The sequence below is a fragment of the Kitasatospora sp. NPDC032757 genome (assembly GCF_055579305.1).
The window spans coordinates 51,278-74,886 of the sequence record NZ_JBVINN010000042.1 but is presented as its reverse complement, the minus strand read 5'-3'; the positions used below and the strand labels follow the sequence as shown (position 1 = coordinate 74,886).

The 23,609-nt window shown below is 71.6% G+C and carries 20 protein-coding genes and 1 pseudogene; 16 read left to right on the top strand and 5 right to left on the bottom strand.

Translation table 11 applies throughout. The annotated features are described in order from the left end of the window. Window positions 1-69: 69 nt before the first annotated feature. Both ACZ5WK_RS32935 and ACZ5WK_RS32930 read right to left on the bottom strand, forming a co-directional pair. A complete protein-coding gene (locus tag ACZ5WK_RS32935) occupies window positions 70-519 on the bottom strand; it encodes a hypothetical protein (RefSeq protein ID WP_465553006.1) in 450 nt (149 codons plus the stop codon). A gap of 106 nt (window positions 520-625) precedes the next feature. Continuing rightward, window positions 626-1,147: pseudogene (locus ACZ5WK_RS32930) on the bottom strand (IS701 family transposase); the annotation flags it as partial. Between the two features lie 248 nt (window positions 1,148-1,395). On the opposite strand from ACZ5WK_RS32930, the gene ACZ5WK_RS32925 reads away from it, so the two are divergent. From ACZ5WK_RS32925 to ACZ5WK_RS32900, 6 genes are all read left to right on the top strand, one after another. After that, window positions 1,396-2,283, top strand: coding sequence for a LysR family transcriptional regulator (locus ACZ5WK_RS32925; RefSeq protein WP_465553004.1), 888 nt, complete (start codon window positions 1,396-1,398; stop codon window positions 2,281-2,283). Between the two features lie 62 nt (window positions 2,284-2,345). Next, window positions 2,346-3,239 (top strand): LysR family transcriptional regulator, encoded by an 894-nt coding sequence (locus ACZ5WK_RS32920; protein WP_465553002.1) that lies wholly within the window; start codon window positions 2,346-2,348, stop codon window positions 3,237-3,239. 203 nt (window positions 3,240-3,442) lie between these two features. Beyond that, window positions 3,443-3,823, top strand: a complete 381-nt coding sequence (locus ACZ5WK_RS32915; RefSeq protein WP_045934536.1) for a VOC family protein — start codon at window positions 3,443-3,445, stop codon at window positions 3,821-3,823. 45 nt (window positions 3,824-3,868) lie between these two features. Continuing rightward, window positions 3,869-4,537, top strand: coding sequence for a DUF4097 family beta strand repeat-containing protein (locus tag ACZ5WK_RS32910; protein WP_045934537.1), 669 nt, complete (start codon window positions 3,869-3,871; stop codon window positions 4,535-4,537). 50 nt (window positions 4,538-4,587) lie between these two features. Then, on the top strand, window positions 4,588-5,703 hold the full coding sequence (locus ACZ5WK_RS32905) for a serine hydrolase domain-containing protein (protein ID WP_045934538.1): 1,116 nt from the start codon (window positions 4,588-4,590) through the stop codon (window positions 5,701-5,703). A gap of 127 nt (window positions 5,704-5,830) precedes the next feature. Next, entirely contained in the window at window positions 5,831-6,607 is a 777-nt protein-coding gene (locus ACZ5WK_RS32900; protein WP_465552999.1) for a hypothetical protein, read from the top strand. An 839-nt stretch (window positions 6,608-7,446) separates the two neighbouring features. Here the strand turns inward: ACZ5WK_RS32900 and ACZ5WK_RS32895 are convergent. After that, on the bottom strand, window positions 7,447-8,016 hold the full coding sequence (locus ACZ5WK_RS32895) for a group II intron maturase-specific domain-containing protein (protein ID WP_465552997.1): 570 nt from the start codon (window positions 8,014-8,016) through the stop codon (window positions 7,447-7,449). Between the two features lie 205 nt (window positions 8,017-8,221). Here ACZ5WK_RS32895 and ACZ5WK_RS32890 point away from each other — a divergent pair, with 205 nt between their 5' ends. Continuing rightward, window positions 8,222-8,869 (top strand): hypothetical protein, encoded by a 648-nt coding sequence (locus ACZ5WK_RS32890; protein ID WP_465552995.1) that lies wholly within the window; start codon window positions 8,222-8,224, stop codon window positions 8,867-8,869. Window positions 8,870-8,942: 73 nt separating this feature from the next. Here the strand turns inward: ACZ5WK_RS32890 and ACZ5WK_RS32885 are convergent, their stop codons facing one another. Continuing rightward, window positions 8,943-9,293 (bottom strand): hypothetical protein, encoded by a 351-nt coding sequence (locus ACZ5WK_RS32885; RefSeq protein ID WP_465552993.1) that lies wholly within the window; start codon window positions 9,291-9,293, stop codon window positions 8,943-8,945. Window positions 9,294-9,576: 283 nt separating this feature from the next. Here ACZ5WK_RS32885 and ACZ5WK_RS32880 point away from each other — a divergent pair, with 283 nt between their 5' ends. From ACZ5WK_RS32880 to ACZ5WK_RS32860, 5 genes are all read left to right on the top strand, one after another. After that, window positions 9,577-10,386, top strand: coding sequence for a S1 family serine peptidase (locus tag ACZ5WK_RS32880; RefSeq protein WP_465552991.1), 810 nt, complete (start codon window positions 9,577-9,579; stop codon window positions 10,384-10,386). A gap of 844 nt (window positions 10,387-11,230) precedes the next feature. Continuing rightward, on the top strand, window positions 11,231-12,178 hold the full coding sequence (locus tag ACZ5WK_RS32875) for a WD40 repeat domain-containing protein (protein WP_465552989.1): 948 nt from the start codon (window positions 11,231-11,233) through the stop codon (window positions 12,176-12,178). A 24-nt stretch (window positions 12,179-12,202) separates the two neighbouring features. After that, window positions 12,203-13,255, top strand: coding sequence for a hypothetical protein (locus tag ACZ5WK_RS32870; RefSeq protein ID WP_465552987.1), 1,053 nt, complete (start codon window positions 12,203-12,205; stop codon window positions 13,253-13,255). Between the two features lies 1 nt (window position 13,256). Then, window positions 13,257-16,019 (top strand): toxin glutamine deamidase domain-containing protein, encoded by a 2,763-nt coding sequence (locus ACZ5WK_RS32865; protein WP_465552985.1) that lies wholly within the window; start codon window positions 13,257-13,259, stop codon window positions 16,017-16,019. A 6-nt stretch (window positions 16,020-16,025) separates the two neighbouring features. Next, window positions 16,026-17,720, top strand: a complete 1,695-nt coding sequence (locus tag ACZ5WK_RS32860) for a YrhB domain-containing protein (protein ID WP_465552983.1) — start codon at window positions 16,026-16,028, stop codon at window positions 17,718-17,720. Between the two features lie 45 nt (window positions 17,721-17,765). Here ACZ5WK_RS32860 and ACZ5WK_RS32855 read toward each other — a convergent pair whose 3' ends face one another. Next, entirely contained in the window at window positions 17,766-19,517 is a 1,752-nt protein-coding gene (locus ACZ5WK_RS32855; RefSeq protein WP_465552981.1) for a serine/threonine-protein kinase, read from the bottom strand. Between the two features lie 98 nt (window positions 19,518-19,615). Between ACZ5WK_RS32855 and ACZ5WK_RS32850 the strand changes: the two genes are divergently transcribed. From ACZ5WK_RS32850 to ACZ5WK_RS32835, 4 genes are all read left to right on the top strand, one after another. After that, window positions 19,616-20,365: a hypothetical protein gene (locus tag ACZ5WK_RS32850; protein WP_465552979.1), complete on the top strand. Its 750-nt coding sequence runs from the start codon at window positions 19,616-19,618 to the stop codon at window positions 20,363-20,365. 460 nt (window positions 20,366-20,825) lie between these two features. Continuing rightward, window positions 20,826-22,202 (top strand): NUDIX hydrolase, encoded by a 1,377-nt coding sequence (locus ACZ5WK_RS32845; RefSeq protein ID WP_465552977.1) that lies wholly within the window; start codon window positions 20,826-20,828, stop codon window positions 22,200-22,202. Then, a complete protein-coding gene (locus tag ACZ5WK_RS32840) occupies window positions 22,199-22,699 on the top strand; it encodes an NUDIX hydrolase (protein WP_465552975.1) in 501 nt (166 codons plus the stop codon). Before ACZ5WK_RS32845 ends, ACZ5WK_RS32840 begins: the two co-directional genes overlap by 4 nt. After that, window positions 22,696-23,583 (top strand): phosphotransferase family protein, encoded by an 888-nt coding sequence (locus ACZ5WK_RS32835; RefSeq protein WP_465552973.1) that lies wholly within the window; start codon window positions 22,696-22,698, stop codon window positions 23,581-23,583. The genes ACZ5WK_RS32840 and ACZ5WK_RS32835 overlap by 4 nt, the downstream gene beginning before the upstream one ends. Window positions 23,584-23,609: the final 26 nt, after the last annotated feature.

Here is a 23,609-nt window from a genome sequence, read left to right as displayed (position 1 = left end):
CCATCCGCATAGCGCATACCAACGGCATAGCGCGCAGATGACCGACAGTCAGCTACACGAACAGGCCAATCACCCCGAAGCGCCGAAGTCAGTAAGTGCGGCGAGGGCGGCCATGGCCAAGGTGATGTGCCGGTACCAGGCGCCGTAGCGGCGGACCTGGTAGTGGTCCAGGCCGCACTCGTTCTTCGCGACCTGGAACGATTCTTCGATCGCCCACCTGGCTGAGGCGACCTTGACCAGGTCCTTCAGGCGGGTGGCGACGGGGCCGTAGCAGACGTAGTGGGCGATCTCGGTGGGGTCCTTGACGGAGCGGCGGGCCAGGACCCAGTGGCCGACGCCGTCCTCCCACACGGGGCGGATCGCCACGCGGGCCCAGCCGTAGATCCGCTCTCCGTGCGAGCCCTTGCCGCCAGACAGCCGCTTCCGGGCCTGCCGGGGCAGTTGGGCGACCAACTCGTCCACCCGGACCTCGCGCCACCCCCGCGTGATCACGGTATCGTTGACCTTGGTGGCCAGCACGTAGGCGACGCCACGTTGCTCCAGCCAGACACGCAGGTGCTAGACCTGCCCGTACGCCTCGTCCGCGGTCACCCACGCGAACGGCACTCCGGCGTCGATGGCGCGCTGCAGCATCCCACCGGAAGTGCTCGTTCTTCGTCGCGAATGGCACCTCATCAGGGATGCTGGCCGCCCGGCACCGCTCGCGGTCGTCCGTCCACGATGCCGGCAGGTACAGCTCCCGGTCGATCAGCGCCCGCCCCTTCGAGGAGGCGTAGGCCAGGAACGTGCCGATCTGGGAGTTCTCGGTCCTGCCCGCAGTCCCGGTGTACTGCCGCTGGACACCCGCCGAGCGTGAGCCCTTTTTCAGGAAACCGGTGTCGTCGCCAATAAGGATTCCGTCCCGGTCGCCGATCGTCTCGACGACGAAGTCCCGAACGTCGTCGCGGACACCATCCGCGTCCCAGTCCGCCTCGCCCAGCAGCCGCTGCATCCCGATCGGATGCCCCTCACCCGCTCGCTCCGCCAGCGTCCACCCGTTCTTCCGCTCCAGCGGCGCCACCAGCCCCGCCATGTAGGTCAGCGCCCGCGCACGCGGCTCCGACCTGGAAAAACGTGCGGCGAACCGCGCATGCAGCCCGGACAGCATCCCCTGCCAGGCCTCGATCTGTCCAACCCCGAGATCCACAGACACGGCAGAACACAACCACAGCCACCAGCTGAGCTCACAACTGTCCCGCCCATAACTGTGATTGCAGTACTAGACCCCATGGTCGAAGGATCCCCTCCGACCAGCACGTTCGAGCACGGCGAAGGTGCATTGGTCCTTGCGAGCCCGGTGTGATAGATCATGCCAGGCCGCTGGCGTGGGCGGGGCGGGGCGGGGAAGTGGGGCACGTGGAGCTGCGCGACATCGAAATATTTCTGACCCTGGCCGAGGAACTGCATTTCGGCCGGACTGCGGAGCGGTTGCACGTCTCCGTGGCGCGGGTCAGCCAGGCGATCAAGAAGCAGGAACGCTCCATCGGTGCGGAGCTGTTCGCCCGCGACAGCCGCAACGTCCGGCTGACTCCGCTGGGTGAGGCGCTGCGGGACGATCTGCGCCTGGTGCACATCGGTCTGACGCAGAGCCTGGAGCGGGCTCGGCTGGCGGCCCGGGGCAAGACGGGCACGCTGCGGGTGAGCCTGTTCCCCGCCAACATCCAGGAGCTGCGGCGGTTCTTCGAGACCTTCCGCGCCCGCCACCCGCAGTGGGAACTGAAGGTGCGGATGTCGGCCTACGCCGATCCTTTCGCCCAGCTGCGCAACGGGGAGACCGACATCCTGGTCACCTGGCCCGCAGTCGACGAACCGGACCTGACCGTGGGTCCCATGCTCTTCTCCGAGCCGAGAACGCTCGCCGTCGACTGGGAGCATCCGCTGGCGCGGTGGTCCACCGTCACCCTGGAGGAGGCGAGCGACTTCCAGCACCTGGGCACCGGCTCGGCACCCGACTGCTGGATGGACCACTACCTCCCGCGAACCTCGCCCCGCGGCCGGCTCATCGAGCGGGGCGCCGACGTGAACAACATCGCGGATATCTTCATGGCGGTGGGTATGCAGGAGGCGGTCTGCCTCTTCCCCGAGCACGTGGCCCGCTACTACCCGCGTCCGGACATCACCTATCTGCCCGTCAAGGGGCTGGAGCCACTGGCGTACTCGCTGGTGTGGCGGACCGAGTCCGAGAACGAGATGATCCGCGCCTTCGCCGGCGTCGTGAGCGACCTGGGGCTCCTGCCCGACTGAGGGCGTGAATAGCTCGCGCGATGCCCGAGGATCGGCAGGTCGTCGGATGTTCTTCAAGAGAGGTGACTGTGGAGCTGCGGGACATCGAGATCTTCCTGGTGCTGGCCGAGGAACTGCATTTCGGCCGCGTCGCGGAGCGACTGCACGTGTCCCCGGCCCGCGTCAGCCAGGCGATCAAGGCCCAGGAGCGGCGGATCGGCGCCCAGCTGTTCGAGCGCACCAGCCGCAGCGTGCGCATGACCGAGGTCGGCCGACAACTGCGCGACGACCTGCGGCCGGTCTACACGGGCCTGCACGAGTCGCTGGAACGCGCGCGGATGGCCGCCCGCGGCGTCAGCGGACGGCTGCGCATCGGCATGATCCCCGGGAACGCCCACGATCTGCGGCTCTACTGGCAGACGTTCCGCTCGCGGCATCCGCAGTGGGAACTGTCGATCCGGCACGCGCCCTTCAGCGACCCCTTCGGCGGACTGCGGCGGGGGGACATCGACGTCCTGGTCGCGTGGCTGCCCGTGCGGGAGGACGATCTCACCGTGGGCCCCGTTCTGTTGACCGACCCGCGCATGCTGGCCGTTGCCGTGGACCACGAACTGGCCACCCGTACCTCCGTCTCCGTGGAGATGCTCGCCGACTTCCAGCACACCGACGCACCACAGCTCCCCGGCTACTGGGCCGACAGCTTCGTACCCGCGCAGACCCCGCGCGGGCGCACGATCGAGCGCGGCCCCATGGTCACCACGAACGACGAGATCTTCACGCTCGTCAGCGCCGGCGACGTGGTCAACGTCAATCCCTCGCACGTCACCCGCTACTGGGGCCGCCCGGACATCCTCTGGCTGCCCTTCAACGACCTCGGGCCGCTGAACTTCGGCCTGGTGTGGCGCACCGAGACCGAGAACCCCGCCATCCGGGCCCTCGCCGAGACCGTGCGCCACCTCGGCACGCTCCAGCTGTGACCCACACGCCCGCCGACCGGGAACTCCACCCGTTCGTGCCGGGCCGCCCTCGCACCCTGCGTGGCCTGCCTGCCTCCAGGCTGGGCCGGGCGTCGTAAACACAGGGGTTAACGACCCTTTCGACATCCGTCGTTGTTCCCCGGTACCGCTGCGCCCGAAGCTTGATCCGTCCCAAGGATCGAGCAAGAAGGAGGGACGCAGCAATGAACGTCGTGTCCTCCTCGGTGTCCCTGACGGTCACCGATCCAGCCGCCTCCAGCCGGTTCTTCACCACCCACCTGGGATTCCGTGAAGTCCTGGTCGACGAGGACTTCGTGGAGCTCGCCCGTGACGACGCGGCCGTCGGCCTCGTCCTGGTGCGGCGCGACCTCGAACGGCACGGGCCCGGCCAAGGGCCTACCGACGTGGTCGTGTCATTCGAGGTCACCGGCATCACGGCCGAGTACGAGCGGCTGCGCAACGACGAAGCCCACTTGTCCGTGACCCTGCACCAGGAGCCGTGGGGCGACCGGGTGGTGCGATTGGTCGACCCCAACGGCGTCGTCGTCCAGCTCACCGAATGGGTGCCGCCCGCGGGAACCTGACCCACCGCCCGACAAGAGCAAGAAGCAAGAAGCGAGAAGAGCAAGATGCAGAAGTTCGACACCCCCGCCCCGATCTCCACCGTCCTCGACATACCCGCGGGGAGCGTCCACATCATCGCCGCCGACCAGGCCGACACGACGGTCGAGGTCCTGCCCGCGGACGCCTCGAAGAACCGCGACGTGAAGGCCGCCGAGGAGACCCGGGTCGGCTACACCGACGGCCTCCTGTTGATCGAGGCCGCACTGCCGAAGAGCCAGCTCGTCGGCAACACCGGAGCCGTCGAGGTGACCGTCCGGCTGCCCGCCGGCTCCCGCGTCGAGGCGAAGGCGGCCAGCGGCAACCTCCGGGCCGTCGGACGGCTCGGCGACGTCACCTTCGAGGGCGCCCAGGGCACGGTCGAGATCGACGAGGCCACCGGTGCCCACCTCGCCCTCCAGGCCGGAGACATCGCGGTCGGCCGCCTCGGCAGCTCCGCCGTGATCAGCACCCGAAAGGGCGACATCCGCATCGCCGAGGCCATGAGCGGCACGCTCGAACTGCGCACCGAGGCCGGCGACGTATCGGTCTGCGCCGCCTCCGGAGTCTCCGCCTCCCTGGATGCCGGCACCAACTACGGCCGCATCCACAACTCGCTCAGGAACACCGAAGGCATCGCCGGCCTGACCATCCACGCGACCACCGCCTACGGCGACATCACCGCCCGCAGCCTCTGAGTAGTACCCCCGCCACAACCCACCCGACCATCGCAAGAGAAGGAACGATCATGAACACCGTTGAGCAGAACGCCGCGCAGGACCGCCCGGAACTGCAGAAGGCCATCCAGGAGTTCGTCGACGCCGGCTTCGCCGGGATACAGATGCGGGTGCACGACGAGCGAGGCGAGTGGGTCGGCAGCGCCGGGGTGCGCGAGCTGGGCGAGTGTGCCGAGCCGCCGACGGACGGACGGTTCTGGGTGGGCAGCTCCACCAAGACCTTCGTCGCGGCCCTGGTGCTTCACCTGGTGGCCGACGGCGCCCTCGCACTGGACGCCCCGGTGGTCGACCACCTGCCCGAGTTGGGGCTGGACCAGCGGATCACCGTGCGGATGCTGCTGCAGCACACCAGCGGGCTGCCCAGCTACACCGGCGACCTCGCCCCCGACGGGACGTTCGTGCCGGGAATCCCCGCGATGGGCAAGCCGTGGGTGGACAACCGGTTCCACACCTACCGGCCGGAGGAACTCGTGCGCTTCGCCCTGGCCGAGCCCGCGCGGTTCGAGCCGGGAACCGACCAGAGCTACTCCAACACCAACTACACGCTGGCCGTCCTGCTGATCGAGAAGACCGGCGCCCGCCCGTACGCCGAACAGATGCAGCGGCGGATCCTGGAGCCGCTCGGGCTGCGGGACACCGTGGTGCCGGGCGACTCGCCGGAGCTGCCCGAGCCGCACGCCCACGGCTACTGCCGCTACCAGGACGCCGACGGCCAGTGGCAGGTCGTCGACGTCACCCGCCAGAACTCCTCGCTCCTCATCGGCGCCGGGGACCTGATCTCGACCACCCGGGACCTCCACACGTTCTTCTCCGCACTCCTCGGCGGCAGGCTCCTGCCCGCCCCGCTCCTGGACGAGATGCGCACCCCGCACGGAATGCTCGGCTACGGCCTGGGCCTGTTCGTCCAGGACCTCGGACCGGACAACGGCGGCATCACCATCGTCCATCACAACGGCGGCGCCCCGGGCGGCTACGGAGCACTGATGATCGCCACCCCCGACGGCAGCAAGACCCTCACCGCCGGACTCACCACCGGCGACGCCGCGATCAACCCGACCCTGGAACTCCCGCAGGTCCTCGACAGGCTCATCAAGACCGTCTTCTGCGACGAACAGCCCACCGACTGACGGCACCGGGGGGGGTGACGTCCGATCCGCAGGCTCTGTCGTGTCAGTGGCTTGCGGCATGATGCGAGGCATGTGACGGCCTATCCGACAGGGACTTCCGAGGCCGTCCTCAACAAGGGGGTGCTTCGTGCACGGGCCGGTCACGGACGAGATGCAGGCCGCAGGGGAGCGGCAACTGCACTACGAGAGGTGGCAGTGGGGCGGAAGGCTGCCAAGCGAAAGGCTGCGCGGTGTCCGCGGGAGCAACGTCCTGGGTCTGCTCACCTTCGACAGCGACCTGGTGCACGCCCTCGATGCCGCAGGTCCCGAAGTCCAGCGTGCAGTGGCATTGCTCGCCGCGCAGCGGGCATGCGAGACGGCGGGGCTGACCGATGTGATGTGGGTCGCCCAGGCCCTCACCAAGTTGGCGGAGGGGCATCCGCTACCGCCTCCCTTCGACGACGCTGCCCGGATGTGGGAGACCCTGCGATCCACCCCCCTCGTACCGGGGCCGCCGGTGCTCAAGGCGATGCCCCGCGAGCGACCGCCGTACTTTCCCCCGCCGCCGGCAGGGTGGACGTGGGTCCCGGCCGCAGAGTCGAGAGACGACGGGGCGAGGAAGTACGAACTTGGCAGGCTACCGGACAGCCTCGTACCGACGAAGTCCGGCGACGAGAGGCTGGCATCACCCGCAGACACGAGGCCCACCGCCGCCTTGCTGGTGTACCCCACCAGCACCCCGCACGTCCCCCAACCGATCTCACAGCCGTACTTCGCTCTCCCCGCCGTGCTCGCTGCCGCCGAGCCCGCCCCGCTCAAAGCGGCTCTGGACGCGGTGTGGCATGCGCTGCACACGTACGGAGAGCACTACCCAGAGCTGCTGAAGGAAATCCGGTCGGTCTGCGCCGAGCGGGCGGGCGAGTAGGCAGACCCTTCATTCCGTCGACGCCGCTCCCCGGTGACGGACTTTCGGCCTCCAAGGCGACACGAGGCCACCAGATACGGCCTCCGCCGCATCTCACCCGGTCGATGGCGTGTTTGAAGCCCTTGTCGTACGAGTAGGGCGCCAGCTGATGGCGATCTTTGAAAACGGCGTCGTCCTGGCCACCGAATGGCCCGAGTACCAGCAGGCCGACCCGCAGGCCCTCGTGACCGCCCCGCCAATCCCCTGCTCATCGACTGCCGCACCACCCTCGACCCCGAGCCCTGGCGCGCGACGGGCTGGGCTGTCCACCAGCTCGGACGACCCGGGAAGTAGAGCCGCTTCCCGCATTGTGGGGCACCCTGAGGGGTGCCCCACAGCTGTACACCGGGGAGGTCGGCGCGGCCGCCACCTCCGCCCAGCACGCCCTGGCCGTCTCTGCGGGCCCGGACACCGAAGCCGAACCCTGGGCCGCCGACCAGCTGACCGTGACGTGCCGAAGTCCTCGGCCTCTGACTGCCGACATGTGCGAGGTTCTCCTGCCCAGCTCGGGCAGGAGCTTCGACGCGTCCAGGTCACTGCCTGGGGCTTCTGCCGCACCGGCGGCAGGGGCGCGTTCCACCGATCGCTGCCGGATACTCCCGCGAAGTTGTCCAGGACAACGCCGAGGTTTGCAATCGGCGTGCCGATGTCGCTACTCATGCTGTGAGCGTGGGAGACGGGTGCACTGGAAGAGGACACCGCCCAGGGGCGGGCTCCTTCTCGGTCGGGTCGCCCGGGGGAATCTCACCCCCGGGTGCCCACAGAACGGAGCGTGACAGTCTCCCGTCACTCCGCTCTTGTCATCCTGATCGCCAGGCACGGGGCGTCCACGCCCAGTGGGCGAAGAGCCTCGGGTACTGACGCGTCACCCGCAGCCAGCACGCGTGAGCCTTCTTGAACGTCCGCAGCCGCTTGTACTTCTGGCGGATCCACCGCATCAAGTAGGCGTTGATGCGGTGAAGGAGGGGATGCAGTGCGGAGCGGTAGAACGCGCCGTAGTACTGCATCCAGCCCCGCACCCTCGGGTTGATCCGACGGGCGAGCTCGAAGAAGGTGAGGCGGATCTGCTGGTGGAGCCGCCATGAGCGGATCTCCGCGCTGATCTTCTTCAGGGCGTCCTCGCTGATCGCCGGCAGGAAGGCGGTGAAGTTCTTCCCCTTCCTGCTGCGCGCCCCGCGGGCCCGGAACGTGAACCCCAGGAAGGTGAACGACGTCTGCTCGTACGAGCCGCGCCGGTAGCCGTCCTTGCAGTAGACGATCCGGGTCTTGTCCGGGTGAAGCCGCAGCCCGACCTCCTCCATCCTGTCCGCGAGGGCAGCCAGGACCTCGCGGGCCTGGCGCTCGCTGACGCAGTGCCTCGCCGAGGACATCGAGTCCAACGGCCTAGCCGAGCCTGTCGTCCTGGATGCGGACGGTGTCCTCCTGGACGGCCGCAACCGCCTCGCCGCCTGCGAACTGGCCGACGTCGAACCCAGCTTCACCACCTATCAGGGCGACGACCCGGTCTACCCGATCGTGTCCGCCAACCGCCACCGCCGGAACACCAACCCAGGCCAGCGCGCCATGATCACCGCGATGGCACGCTCACTCTCACAGCACTCCTTCCCCTCCCCCGTCGCCCGCCACGGCATCAACCTCACCCGCCTGTCCATCGCCACCACCGTGCTCGAGCACGCCCCCGACCTCGCCGAACAGGTCCGCGCCGGCACCCTCCCCCTGAACGCCGCCTACACCACCGCCCGCAGACGCAAGGCCGATGCCAAGGCCCTCCTCGCCCAGCACGCACGGCTGCGTCGGCAGGCCCCCGACCTCGTCGAGCAGGTCATCGCCGGTCACCTCGCCCTCGCCGAGGCCACTGCGGCCCTCGACGCCCGGCAAGAGGAGGAACACCTCCGCAGGCGTGTTGAGGAGATCGACGCCATCCGCCTCGCCGATGGCGACACCGAGCCCTCCTTCGCCCGGGCCGCCGAACGCGGCGACACCGACTGGCGCCACGCCCACCAGCGCGCCGAGCAGTACCTCGCCCAGCGTCACGACACCATCCGCCAGATCCAGCACGGCCTGGCCAGCATCGCCGAAGCCTGGAGCGCAGTCCAGGAGCTCACTCACCACCCCCGGAGCCCGTACGCCCGGGAAGTCCTCAAGGGCCTCACCGGCCCGGCCCGCGCCCTCGCCGACCGTCTCATCGCCCTCGAAACCGCTTGCGCAACAAGCGGGGCCTGACGCCACACCTCGCCGTCTTCACGGCCAAGGTGGCGATCCGATTTGGGTGCAGATCTGATGAGGGCGGTGTCGATCAGGCCGCGGGTGTGGGCTGGTCGCGGTAGCGGGCCTGGTGGTTGCGGGCGAATTCCTGCTTCTCGTGCCAGGTCCAGTCGGTGTCGAAGTCGCCGTTGGTGCGGAGCGCGCGGAGTTTGAGGACGGCCTCGGCTCCGGCGAGTCCCCAGCGGGCCCCGGTGATGTCGAGTCGGTCTTTGTCCAGGTGGCGGCAGGCTCCTTCGATGACGCCGGTCGCGATGGGCCAGCCGCGTTCGAGCGTGGTGTCGTAGCGCAGGTAGGGGGCCTTGTCGCGCAGGTAGCCGACGGCGTCGTCGATGCCCTTGCGGCGGTTCTTCTTCAGCCGGGCGGCGCGGGCCGTCTTCTCCACGACGGTGGCGACCCGTCCGGCGCCGCCGTCGAGGATGGTGCGGGCGTGGCGGGCGACCCAGTCCTCGGCGGCCGGGTCGCCGGCCTGGTGCAGGCACCAGGCCGCGTCCCAGAGGTATTCGAGGACGTGGATGAGGTCGATGACGATCGTGACGTGCAGCCGCCCGCCACCGAGGCTGGCGGTGCGTCACCGGCCTGCGCGACGGAGCGTCAGCTAGCCTGTCGTGTCACATGCCACAAGTGGCGTGGCCGACCAGCGCGCCACCTTCCCAAGGGGTTCTGTGTTGCTGCGTAGATTCATCGTCTCAGCGGGGGCAGTGCTCGCCCTGGCGTTCGCGAGCACGTCACCGGCCGCCGCGATCGTCGGCGGGAGCGAGGCCGCCCCCGGCTCCGCGCCCTACCAGGTCAGCATCGTGGCGCAAGGCTTGTTCGGCTGGAGTCACGTCTGCGGCGGCTTCCTGCGCGACGCGAACACGGTGGTCACCGCCGCCCACTGCGTCAACGGCCAGGGGGCCGGCTCGCTGCAGGTCAAGTACGACGGCGTGGACCGCACGCGTCTGGCCCAGACGCGTAGTGTCCGCAGTGTCCTCAAGCACCCGGGCTTCAACGCGCTGACGATGGCCAACGACGTCGCGCTCCTGAAGGTCGCCACCGCGGTCTCGGAGAACGGCAGCACGGTCGCGTTCGCCCCGCTCGCCGCCACCGCGCCGACGGCGGGCGACGTGGCCACGGTCACCGGCTGGGGCCGCACCCAGCAGGACAACACCACCCTCCCCACCGGCCTTCGCACCATCCGGGTACCGGTGACCACCACCGCCGGCTGCGAGGCCGCCTACTCCGGGCTGAACCTCAACCTCGGCGGAGACGAGGGCGGCCTCCTGGACGGCCTCGGCCCGGTACTCGACACCACGAGCATGTTCTGCGCCGGGCCCGCCGACGGCGGCCAGGGCTTCTGCACCGGCGACAGCGGCGACCCCGCCGTGGTCAACGGCGTCGTGGTCGGCATCGTCTCCTGGTCACGAGGCTGCGCCGCGGCCGGCTCGCCCGGCGTCTACAGCAGCGTCGCCTACTTCCACGACTGGCTCTACCAGTAGCCCCTCTGCATCACCCCGGCTTGCGCGGGCCCCGACTGGATCCCAGTCGGGGCCCGCTTGCGTGCTGCTCGAACGACATGCTGAGGACGATCCGAGCCTTCCAGCTCAATCCACGGGCTCACTGGTGGAAGCCTTCTACGGCCTACAGAGCCGAACCGGGAACTCACACAGCGCGGCCACCGGATCCCGCTTGGTCGGGGCGGGCAGCACCAGCGGGCCCAAGTCCTTTGCGGCGCGGGCCTGTACGCGTCCCGGGCACTCCAGCCGGTCCGGGCCGGCCTTCTCATCGGGTTCCAGCGGAGAGCGCGAACAGGCCGAAGCGGGCCGTCGTCCACCGGCGGTCCGGCCATGAGGTCGAGCAGGAGCGTGAGGTCGCGGGCAGTGCGCGCCATCGGACCGACCACGACGAGGTCCAGGTCGGCCGGCAACGCCGGCGCGGGACCATGCCGCGGCTCGCCGCCGGCCCGGGTGCCGGCTCGGTAGCGCGTGAGGTCCGCTGCGCCTATTTGTGGCGGGGCGGCCGGCCGTGGGTCCTCCGAGTCGGTTGTGGTCCCTTTGAGACGGAGTAGCGTCAATAGGGGAAGTCGCCCGCAGGCTCGAACGTCGAGCGGCCGGAACCGTTTGGGGTTGAGCCCTCGGCCGGGCCCGTCGCACAACGGCAGGAGCTGACATGGGACCGCAGGCCTCGCCGCGGGATCGCGCGGCCGTGCCGCCCCCGGGCCCCCCTTCGTCCCCACCGCCACCGGGCCCCCCACGGGGACCGTCGGGGCCCCCGCCCGGGCCGCGTCGTGGACGCCCCCTCGGACCACCGTCCCCGCAGCCCCTCCACTGGCGGATTCCGGACGTGCCGTCCGAGGTGGTGCGCCGGTTCGAGGGCCACCAGGACGCTGTGACCTGCGTGGCCTTCTCCACGGACGGTCGGCGTCTGCTGTCCGGCGGCGAAGACCGTACGTTGCGGCTCTGGGATGTCGGCGAAGGGGCCGAGATCCGGCGCTGGCTGGCCGACGAGACCGGGGTCGTGTGTGCCGCCCTGTCGCCGGACGGTCGGCTCGCGGTCTCCGGCGGGCACCGGGGGCCGGCGCGGCTGTGGGACACCGCCGGTGGAACGGAGGTGCGCCGCTTCGAGGGCGAGGAGGCCGGGACCCTCGCGGTGGCGTACTCCCCGGAGGGGCGGCTCGTCGCCACTGGTGGCACGGACGCCACCGTGCGCTGCTGGGATCCGGCCACCGGGCAGGAGCTCCGCCGCCTCCGCGGCCACCGTGCGGGCGTCACCTCCGTCGCCTTCTCCCCCGACCGGCGCCTGGTCCTCTCCGGCGACCTGCGGATCGAGACCGGCGACGACCACGTGTTCCTGTGGGACCTGGAGAGCGGGCGGGAATTGCGCCGGTTCGGCGAAGGGCTCTTCGCGGTCACCTCCGTCGCCTTCTCGCCCGACGGCCGTCTCGCCTTCGCCACGACCCTGGACGCGCTGCTGTACGCGTGGGACGCCGCCGGCGGCCGTGAAGTGGGCCGCTTCGAGGTGGGCGTCGGCAACGTCCTGTGCCTCGCCGTCTCCCCGGACGGCAGCCGACTGCTCACCGGCAGCGGCTCCGACTTCTACGCGACGGACCGGGCGACGGGGCTCGGCGTCGACAACACCGTGCGGCTGCTGGACGCGTCCGACGGCGGCGAGATGCGGCGGTACGACGGGCACGCCGGCAACGTGCTCGATGTCGCGTTCGCCCCGGACGGCCGCCGTGCGGCCTCGGCCGGCGCGGACCGGACCGTCCTGCTGTGGGACACCGCCACCTGACGCGGACCTGGCCGGAGTGAACGGATGGCAGCACGACCCCCGGGCGCAGGCGATGCACAGGCGGTGCGCCGCCCCGATCGGCGGGGTCCGCCGGCGCCGTTCGACGGGACGCTGACGGCGGTCTGCGCCCTCCTCGGCCTGCTCCCCGTCGCACCGCTGCTGGCCTGGGCGTCCGGGCTCGGGCCGTTCGGCGTCTGGTTCTGGGCGGTGACCGTGCCGAGCTTGTCCCTGCTCGCCGTCATCGGCGTGGCGACCGGTCGCTCGGCCCGCCACCACCGCCTGCACACCGCACTCGTCGCCGGCACCGTCGGCGGGCTGCTCGGCACCTTCGCCTACGACCTCTTCCGGCTGCCGTTCCTGCTGACCGGGTACCGCCTGTTCGCGCCGATCGACTCGTACGGCCTGCTCATCCTGGGCGCCGACTCGTCCAGCCCCTGGACCGGCCTGTGCGGCTGGCTCTTCCACTTCGCCAACGGCATCGGATTCGGCATCGCCTACGGGGTCGTGGCGCGCGGCCGCCGCTGGTACTGGGCGCTCCCCTGGGGAATGGCCATCGAGACCATGGCCGTGGCCTCACCGGTCGCGGATACCTACGCGCTGCGCGGAACCGGGCTGCTGGTCATCGCGTACGGCGGGCACCTGGCGTACGCCGTACCGCTGGGCGTGCTGGTCGCCGACCCCGAGCGCACCTCCCGCCGGCTGCGCGAACTGGGCACCCACAGCACGGCGTACGCGCTGCTCGGCGTCCTCGTGGCCCTGGTGGTCTGGCAGCGTCCCTATCCGATGCCGAGCCCCGTCAAGGCCGGCGAGCAGGTCGCCCCGGGGCCCAGCGCGATCGTGGCGAACGGCCGGTTCTCCCCGCAGTGGCTGCGTGTGCCGCCGAACGGCTGCGTGAGTCTGCGCAACGACGACGCGGTGACCTACGCCCTGTCCTGGGCGGGTACGCCGCGGGGACCCCGCCTCGAACCCGGCGACACGACGCGGGTGTGCTTCGCCGACCCCGGTGTGCTGCGGGTACGCACCTCCGTGCTGCCGTACTCGGGGGGATTCGTGATCGTGGACCGGTCGGAGGAATGAGATGACGGATCCTGCTCCGCAGCCGCAGACGGCGCCTCCGGGCGTCCGGCAGATCGTCCGGCAGTTCCCCGGCTGGCTGCGCGGCCATGCTCTGACCGCCGTGCTCACCGCAGTGGTGGGCGGCCTCTTCGGCTACATCAGCAACGTCTGGCTGATCGCGGTGCGCTACGAGGGGACGGACGTGCCGCCCGGGTCTCCCGCCACCAGCAACGGCAGCTTCTTCCAGGGCGCCCTGTTCTGGGCCCTGTTCAGCGCCGTGGTCTTCGGCGTCGCCGGCTACTGGCAGGCGGTGGGCACGTCCAGGTTCCTGGCTGATCTGCGCGGGATGCCCCATGCCCTGGCCGGCCTGGTACGCGGCGACCGTGCGGCGTACGTGCACCTGCTGTGGGGCGCGGCGGTCAGCATGATCGCCGCCGTGGTCCTGTCGCCCTCGGTGGGCGCGGTCCTCGCGATCGGCCTGCTCGCCGTTCTGCCGGGCGTCCTCGGCAACATCCTGTCCAGCGCGATCCACCAGATCTGGTCGGCGCTGGTCAGGCGGATCGCCCCGACCCGGCACCGGCGGGTCACCGGGATCACCGGCATGGCCGTTGGCCTCCTCGGGTCGGCCGCCGCGCTGCTGATCGCCTTCTTCGTGGCGCGGACATGGGTGAAACTGCTGCTGGCCGGGGTGTTCGCGGTGCTGGCGGTCCTGATCGCCAGGTCCCGCCGGCCGCCCTCCTCCGCCACCGCCGCGCTGATCCTGCTGGTGCTCGGGACGGCGGCCGGGCTGTACCAGCTGATGGCCGCGCCGCCCGCCCAAGCGGACGACGGCGGGTGGACCGAGTGCCAGGGGACACCTTGGCTGGACTGCGCCGGCAGCACGGCCGTCCTGGCCAACTCCACCGTCGGAGCCGTCGTCGCCGCCGCGGGTGCCGTCGTCGGGACCTTCGCGGGCTGGCTGGCCGGAGCCCTCGGCGGCTTCGACGGGGGACGGCCCCCGGGCGGCGGTCCCCCCGGGGTGTCCCCGCCGGGCGCCGGGCCGTCGACGCCGCCGGCCGAGGCGGCCCCGCCGGCCGGACTGCCCGGACTGCCGCCACTGCCCGGGCTGGAACCCCTGGCCCTGGGGGCACCGCTGCCTGCGCTGCCGCCGGGACCTGAGGCGGCCACACCCGAACCGGCCGCCGTGCCCGAGGCCCCACCCGGCGGCACCGGCGGCCGGATCCCCTACACCGAGGCGATCCGCGCCCGCCTCCACCAGCTCAACATCGAGACCACCGATCCCTCCCGGTACGGCCGGTTCCAAGGCCTGCTCGCCGGGCTCGACCCCGCCAAGGGACTCACTCCCGAGTGGCTGGGCGCCCTGCAGAAACTGGAGGACGACCACAACGCGGCGAGCGACGCCCGCCTGACCACGATCAAGAAGGAGCAGGATGCCTTCGCCAAACAGGGGATGACCGACCTCGTCGCCGCCATCACGAAGGGCACCAAGGCGGAGCACGACTACGACGACTACATCAAGCAGCTCAACCGGGTCGAGGCCGCCACGAACGTCGTGACCGGCCTCATCGGCAGGCTGGAGCCGGGCCAGCAGGACGTGGCGAACCGGGTCCTCACCCGGATCCAGGAGGGCGCGCCCGGCACCGACAAGGAGGGGCAGATCCGCACCCTCACCAGCGTGGTGCTCCACCAGGCCCAGGCCAAGGCGGAAACCGCCGCGGCCGCGGCCGGGGCCGTCGTCGAGGACTTCGACGCGGCGGCGTTGACCGCCAAGCAGGCCGCCACCCAGCTCGCCCTCACCGCGCTGACCGGCGGCGCCGTTGCCGTGGGACTGGTCACCACGGCCCAGGTGGGTGCGCTCTCGCTCACCGCCGCAGCGGTCCGCGGGGCCACCACGGGCTACGCCGACGGCGGCGGAGTCCGCGGAGCGGCCTGGGGGACCACCAAGGCGACCATGCCGGTGAACACCCTCCAGGCCACCGCCGACCTGGTCGGCGGGAAGGGCGGCGTCGGGGACCTCCTGGTCGCCGTCGTGCAGGACGCGGGCAACGTCGCGACGCTCGTCGCGGTGGGGAGCGGGCTGCGCAGCATCCTCCCGCGCACGGCACCACCCGTGGCCGAACCCGCGGTCCCCGGCCCGGCTGCAGCCGGTGCCGCAGAAGCCGGTGCTGCGCCCGCCGGCGGCGCGGCAGCCGGTGCGGGCCCGAAGACGCCGGGACCGCCGGCTCCGGGCGCGGCACCGCAAGCCGTCTCCAAGACCCTGGGCACGGAGGGGATCACCGACGTCGAGGGATTCCTCAAGGGCGTCAATCCCAACCCGTCCCGCCAGGGGCTCGGCTACACGAAAGAGGGTCTGTTCCATCCGGACGGTACGCCCAGAACGCCGCTCGAACGGGCCCCCGACACCAATGTGACGAACTGCGGCAACTGCACCATCGCCACCGACGCGAAGCTCGCCGGCAATCCCCTGCCGCCCGCCCCGCCCTCGTCCGGGTTCCCGGTCGACCTCCTGGAGAACATGTACGGCAACCGCTTCACGAAGGTGCAGTCCAGGATGACCATCGACTCCACGCTGAAGGTGGCGGGCCCGGGATCGCGGGGCGTCGTCTACGGCGAGTACCAGATGGCCCCACCGCCCGGCTCGCCCCCCGGCACGCCGAGCGTGCCGACGGCCCACGTCTTCAACGTGGTCAATGACGGCGGGGTGGTGAAGTACCTCGACGGGCAGACGGGCAAGCCCGCCACGTTCACCGGATTCGTCCGGTTGCACTTCATGAGGAGGGGGTGACCGCACATGACGGAATTCGCGGATGCACACCGGCTCGCACGGGACTACGTGCGGAACCTGTCGGTCAGCATGGACATCGAGCTCGTCCTCGTCGACGACGCCGTCACCGACGAGGAATGGTGCTGGGTCTTCCCCTACGATTCACGGGCCCACCTGGAGAAGGGCGACGCCAGGGACGCGCTCGTCGGGCTGGGCCCGCTGGTCGTCGTGCGGGAGACCGGAGTCCTGCACCAGCTGGGCAGCAACACGCCGCCCGACCAGGCCCTCGCGGTGATGCGCCGCTCGACCCTGGCGACGGAACCCGCGGCGACCGGCGCCCCACCCCCGCCTCCGACCCCCCTCGGCCTCACCCGGGCCGTCGCCCTGGACCGGGCCGAACTCGCCACGGTCGTCCGGCACCTGGGGCTGCCTCCGCCCGCGCTGCTCTCGCCGCTGGCCGACCTGCCCGCCGACGGCGCCGGCCCGGGCGGCGGCGGCACGCCCCGCGATCCCGGCGAGCTGCTGCACGACTTCCGGGAGCTGCCCGAGGCCACCCTGCGCAACGCCCTGCTGCCGCTGGTTGTCCCCGACCGCGTGGTGGACGCACGCGCCGCCCTGTTCGACGGCGCACCGACCCCGTGCCGGTTGTACGCCTCGCGCCGGGCCGGCGACGTCTTCGCCGGCCTGCGGCCCGCGTTCGACCGTGACTACGAGCTGCTGGCTCCGTACGTCGCGGACGATCTGGCCCGGTGGGTGCAGTCGCAGCTGCAGTTCTCGGCGGCGGCGCCGATAGCACCTCTGGACGAGGACCTGGACGCCGAGCAACTGGCCTTCCTCCTCACGCTCGTCGACGCCTACAAGACGCGCTCCTTCCGTGCGTTCACCGGACGCCGCCCGATGCCGACGCCCATCGCCCTCTCCCCGGCCGATGTGCTGGAGGCCCAGAACGACGCCCTCCTGGTCGCCGACCGACGCTGGCTCACCCGGGCGGTCACAGAGCTGTTCGCCCTGCTCGTCCATCCGGGCGGACGCACCGACCTGGCCCTGCCGCTCGTCACGGAGGAGATCGCCGAGCGGGAACTGCGCCGCTACACCGACGCCGGCCACCTGACGCGGGTGGGCACCGCGGCCGCGCCGCGCTACGAGCCCTCGCTCGCCTTCACGGTCTTCGCCGGAACGCTCTTCACCTGGACGAGCGTCCTGTCGCTGCACGACATCCAGCTAACCGGATGGGAGCAGGGACGAGCCACGGGCCAGGAGGAGTTGCTGCTCTTCATCGTCACGCAGCCGGTCCTGTGGACCGTCCTCAGCGACGGCCTCACCCGGGCAACGGACGACTGGTCCCAGGTCCGCTTCGCCCTGCGGTCGCTCAGCCTGGCGGACGCATCGGTGCTGGCCGACGAATTCCTGCGACCGCTCCCCCTGGGACCGCTGCCCGACGAGATCTACGCACCGGCCGCGACTCCCTCGTCGGCGCCCGCCACGGCACCGCCGCCGCCACCCCCACCCCGAAGCACACCGGTCTGGCGGCCCACCCACCTCGTCCCCGAGGGCGGCATGGAGGCCTGGACGGAACCCGACCCCGACCGCGAACCGGTCGCCCGGATCGATGCGGGGGTCGAGCTCCAGGTCCTCGAACGCGCCGGTGACTGGGCGCACATCGCCTGCTCCAACGGCTGGTCCGCCTGGGTCGACGGACGTGCGGTGGAACAGCTCCGGTAGGCGGTCCGTACGGGCGGGGTTCGTTCGGACAGTCCGCGTGTGGTGTCACGACAGGCTGTAGGTGCCGAGCGCCGTGTCGAAGACCTGCCGGCACGTGGGCCAGTCCTGTTCCGGACAGCCGACGTAGATCAGGTGCTCGTCGCCGTTCGCGTCGATGAACGACTGGTCGATCGCGTGCCGGGGCCCGAACTGTCCGGCGTCCCAGGCGAACTCCCACACCGCACCCGGGAAGCCCAGGAACGTGTTGGGTTCGAGGGTGATCCGCCGGTAGTCGGTCAGCGTCCCCGCGACGCTCCCTTCCAGCTCCAGGAAGTGGCTCTCGGAGCTCTGGGACACCTTGGCGTTCAGGTTGAAGCGCAGGAGGTGGGTCCCGTCGTCCGCGGAGTAGTCGATCTCGTTGCCCGTCACGCTGCGCGTCCAGCCGGTGGGCACGGCCACGGTAAATCCGGCCGGGTCGGTGATCAGCTGGTAGCCGGCGGGCAACGCAGTGGTGGGCGGCTCGGTGGGGGTGGCCGGCGGCTGCGTCGGAGTACTCGGCGCCGGGGTCGTCGGCGGCTGCGTCGGAGTGGCCGGGGCCGTCGGCGGCTGCGTCGGAGTACTCGGCGCCGGGGTGGCCGGTGCGGTGGTGGTCGCGGGTGCCCTGGCGGTTTGACCGCCGTTGTACAGCGTGGTGGCCAGCCCACCGCCCGACAGGAGCAGGACGAGCACCGCGACCACGGCCAGCGCCGCGGCACGCCGCCGACGTCCGCCGTCTCCGGCCGCCCCGCTCCCCCCAACGGCAACGGGAGCCGGAGCCGGCGCAACCGCGGCCGGCTGCGTCGGCGCCGCAGTCGGGATCGTCTCGGTGGGCCGATGGGCCCGCTCCCCACCGGCGGAGGCCGCCGGAACCGCGGTCGGCGGGTGGGACGCGGTCGCAGGAACGGTCGTGTCCGCCACCGCCCCGGCCGCCACCGCCGCCAGCAGACGCCGTGCCTGGTCGTCGGTCGGGCGCGCGTCCGGGTCCTTCCGCAGCAGAGCGTCGAGGACCGGTCCGAGCGGGCCTGCCAGGCGCGGCTCGGGCAACGGGTCGGCAACCACCGCGTGCAGGGTGCCTCCGGCCGTCGGGCGGCCGAACGGTGCCCGGCCCTCCACGGCCGTGTACAGCGTGGCGCCCAACGACCACAGATCGGATACGGGCCCCGGCTGCCGGTCACCGGTGATCTGCTCCGGAGCCAGGTAGTCGGGCGAGCCCACCACGTCGCCGACCCGGGTGACCCGCGTGGAGCCCTCGAACGCCGCGATGCCGAAGTCGGTGAGCACGACGCGGCCGCCCTGCTCCAGCAGCACATTGGCGGGCTTGACGTCCCGGTGGACCACCCCCGCCTCGTGCGCCCGTTCCAGGGCCGCGAGGACCTGCGCCCCGACCCGGGCGGCCTCACGCGGAGACAGCGGGCCGTCCACGGCGATCGCGTCGGCGAGCGACCGTCCGTCGACCAGCTCCATGACGATCCAGGGCCGGCCGTCCTCTTCCAGCACGTCGTGGACGGTGACGATGCCCGGATGCTTGACGCGGGCCGCCGCCCTCGCCTCCCGCTGCATCCGGGCGTGCAGAACGGTGACCTCCTCCCCCGGCAGGCCCGCGACGCTCACCTCCTTCACCGCCACCTCGCGGTCCAGCACCTGGTCGTGGGCCCGCCACACCGTGCCCATCCCGCCCCTGCCGAGCAGAGCGCCGAGTACGTACCGCCCGCCCAGAAGCCGTGACGCCTGCGGGCCCTCGCTGCCTGAAGCCGGTCCGGGGCCGTCCTGCGTGCTCACTGCGTACCCCTCACCTCGGGCGCGGACGCTGCGGTCGGGATCCCTTCCAGTCTCCCGCCTCCCGGCAAGGGTGACTACCGCCGAGATCGGACACGCCCGTGGCCCCCGACCGCGCCGTGACCCTGGCCGCGGCGATGCGCCACCTGATGCGCCTCGACACCTGGGCCCTCACCCGTGACACCACCCCGCTCGCCCACCACGGCGGCCGGGTCCACGCCTTCGAGCAGGCCGGGCAGGACCTCGCCCGCCTCGCCCGCGACGGCCGCCTCACCCGCGGGCAGCGCGCGGTCCTCGCGCACCACCTCCTCTTCCACGCCAACCGCGCCGGCCTGCCGGTCGACCACCAAGCCGCCATGGCCGCAAGGGCGTTGGATGCCGTCTTCCACTCCGACGAGGGCCCCGCGCCCTCGATGCCCACCATCCGCACCACTACTAGGGTCACCGACATGACTACTCTCAGCAGCGACAGCGCCACCCCGACCGCCGAGGAGCTGCGCGCCGCCCTCACCGACCGGCTGCTCGAACAGGGCGCCATCCGCACCACCGCGGTCGAGAACGCCTTCCGCACCGTCGCCCGCGAGCACTTCCTGCCCGGCCTCCCCCTGGAGACCGCGTACGCGGACAACCCCACCTACATCAAGGCCGACGGCTCCGGCACACAGATCAGCGCCGCCTCCCAGCCCGCGATCGTCGCCCTGATGCTGGAGCAGCTCGACCCGCAGCCCGGCGAAAGGATCTTCGAGCCGCGTCTTCACCACCCGCCTGGCGCTGTCCGCCCTCGACACGGCCGACCCCGACACCCCCGAGGCCCGAAACCTCCTCGGCCGGCTGACCAGCCGAACGGGTGAATCCGGCGACGGCTACGCGCTGCGCGACCTCCTCACTCACGAGGGCGTCCGACGCCGCCTCGACCAGGTCCAGGACGTGGCACTCGAACGGGCTCTCGCCGCCTGCGCACTGGGCTCCGCCACCCTGCCGGACGCCCTTCGCAGCCGCTTGGAGGAGGCGCTGGAGCACGCCCGTGAGGTGCTCGAAAAGTCCCCGTTCGACCCGGGCTCGCCCGGAGGGAATCCGCTTGAACGCCGCGCTCGAACAGCACCATCATCAGTCGCCTCCACTCCCGTCCATCCGCCCAACTCAGCTGTCTGAAAGCGTACTTGCCGCGCGCCGATGCCGATGTCCGGCTCCGCGCGCTCGAACACACCCGTGCTTGGAGGTCTTCGTGGAAAGTCCCATCGGCCCGGCCGCCGGCATCACGCCCCCCGGCCGACCGGCCGTGCCCGCCCGCGACACCGAGGAGCCCGCTCAGTGATCGACTTCGACCAGCTCACCGACCTCGCCGCGCGCGAAGGCATCGAACGGATCGGCGTCGGCGTCGTGGTGCGCGACGCCTCGGGCCGGATCCTGATGATCCGCAGGTCCCCGCACGACGTCCTGCCGGGCCTGTGGGAGTACCCCGGCGGCGCCGGGGAAGACGGCGAGACGGTGCCCGCCGGCGCGGCCCGCGAACTGACCGAGGAGACCGGGCTCACCGGCCTGCCGCTGGAGTACGCACGGCATCTCGACTTCACCAACCAGCGCGGGCGGCGCGTGCGCCAGTTCGTCTTCACCACCGTCGTGCCGGACGGCACAGAAGTCGGCCTCTCCTCGGACCACGACGGCCACCGGTGGGCGCCCCCGGACGCCCTGCCGCCGACCGGCGACGGGCAGCGCACCGTGATCGAGTGGCTCACCCGGCGCCTGGGCATCCCAGGATGGCGGCCGGTCGGCGGCTACGTCACCACCATCGCCCGCCCCAGCTCCTACGGCTGCCTCCTGGTCACCGACCCGCAGGGCCGCGTCCTCGGCATGCGCTCGACCATCAACCCGGACGTGTGGAACTTCCCCGGCGGCAACGTCGAGCACGGCGAGACACCGTTCACCACCGCCCTGCGCGAGGCAGAGGAGGAACTGGGCCTCGACCTCGCCGCCGAGAATCCCGAGGTGATCGCCCGGCGGCGCCTGGTCGCGGTCATCCACGAACGGGCCGGCACCGAGTACCCCGTGCCGGTCTGCGGCTACGTCTTCGACGGTGGCGTCCTGACATCCGAGCAGCAGGCTCGGATCCGCCTCGACCCCTCCGAGCACACCGAGTTCCGGTTCGAGAGCGCCCACAGGTGGCGGCAGCTCATGGAACCCGCCCGCTACCAGCGGCTCCGGCAGGTGCTGCGCGCCCACCGCTGCGGCGTCCCCCTCTACCTGGAGCGCCCCGCCCCGGCCGACGACGACTTCGAGGGCGTCCTCGTCTTCGTCACCGACCCCGCGGGCAGGCTGCTGATGCACCAGCGCGAAGACCGGCCGGACATGCCCTGGCCCGGCTACTGGACGCCGATCGGCGGCTGGCGCGAGGCCGACGAGAACCCGCGGGAGAGCGCGGTGCGCGAGGTCCGCGAGGAGGCCGGCATCGAGATCACCGGGCTGCTGCCCCTCCCCGACCCGCACGACGACCTCGGCCTCCCGCTCACCCGCGTCCTGCACGCGGTCTGGGACGGAGACGAGAGCGACCTGCGGCTCGGCGACGAGGGACTGGCCGTGCGCATGGTCCCCCTCGACGAACTGCTCGACCTCAAGGTCCCGCCCTACATGCGGCACTACCTGCCGATGCTCGCCGACACGGCCGGCCTGCCCTCCGGGAGGCCCGCGTGAATCCGCTCGACGGCACCCGCCCCCCGGCCACCATCGTGCCCCGCCCGGCCGGGACGGATCCGCTGGCCCTGGTCGTCGGCGTCCACCTCGTCCTGCTCGACGACAACGCCGTGCTCCTCGGCCGACGCCACAACACCGCCTACGCGAACGGCCTGTGGCACCTGCCCGCCGGCCACATGGAGCCCGGGGAGACGGTCACCCGCTCGATGACGCGCGAGGCCGAGGAGGAACTCGGCATCCTCATCGCCGAGGACGACCTCGCGCTCGTCCACACCCTGCACCACCTCGACGCCGACGACGGCCGCAGCCGCCTCCAGCTGTTCTTCCGCCCCACCCGCCACGACGGCCAGGTCCGCAACGCCGAACCGCACAAGTGCGACGCGCTGCGCTGGTGGCCGCTCCACGAACTCCCGACTGACACCGTGCCCTACACCGTCCACGCGCTCGGCGAGATCACCCGTGGCAGCGCCCTGTCCACCGTCGGCTGGCCGACGTGAGTGCCCCCACCGTCCCCAACGACGTGGACCGGCTGCTGCGCGAGACGGCAGGACGCTATGAGCTGCTGGGCGTGCGCTCCCACGACCGCGCCGGACACCCGAGCGTCTGGGAGGTCGTCGACGAAGGCGGGCGCCGCCTGTCCGCCAAGCGCCACAAGAACGCGCTCATGCACGAACGGGAAACCGCCGCGTACCAGTTGCTCGCACCGGCCCTCGGTGAAGGCCGGACGCCGTCCCTGCAGGCCGCCGACGCCTCCTCACTGCTCGTCGTCACCACCGCCCTGCCCGGAACGCCGTTCATCAGCACCGACCTCACCGCGGCCGAAGAGCAGGAGGTGTACCGGCAGGCCGGGCACCTCGCCGCCGCCATCCACGCGCAGTCGACGGCAGGCGCTCCCGTCGGCGAGTACCTGCCCTGGGCCCAGGAGCGCGAACGCGCGCTCGCCCGTGCCCGCGAGGCGCGCCTCTCGGAGGAGGACGTCGAGGTAGTGGCCGAGGCGACCCGCCACGAACCCCCGCGCACCGCGCTCGCCTACTGCCACGGCGACTTCGGCCCGCGGAACTGGCTCGTGCACCGTGAGGGCGACCGGCTGATGCTCGGGGTCATCGACTTCGAGCGCAGCCACGTCGAAGCCCCGGCGCGCCGCGACCTGATGCGCGTCACGCTCCAGCTCACGCCTCACCGACCCGATCTCCGGGCCGCGTTCACCGCCGGGTACGGGCGCGACCTCACCCCGCAGGAGCAGGCGGCGTGCCGGGCATGGGCCGCGATCGACTGCCCCGCCGCCCTGCGCTGGGCCCTGGACCACCACCGGGACGAGGAGGTCATCGGCTACGCCCGGACCGTCCTCGACGGGCTGCGCGACCCGAACCCCGTTTCGTGAACACCTCTTCTCCCTCTACCGGTTGG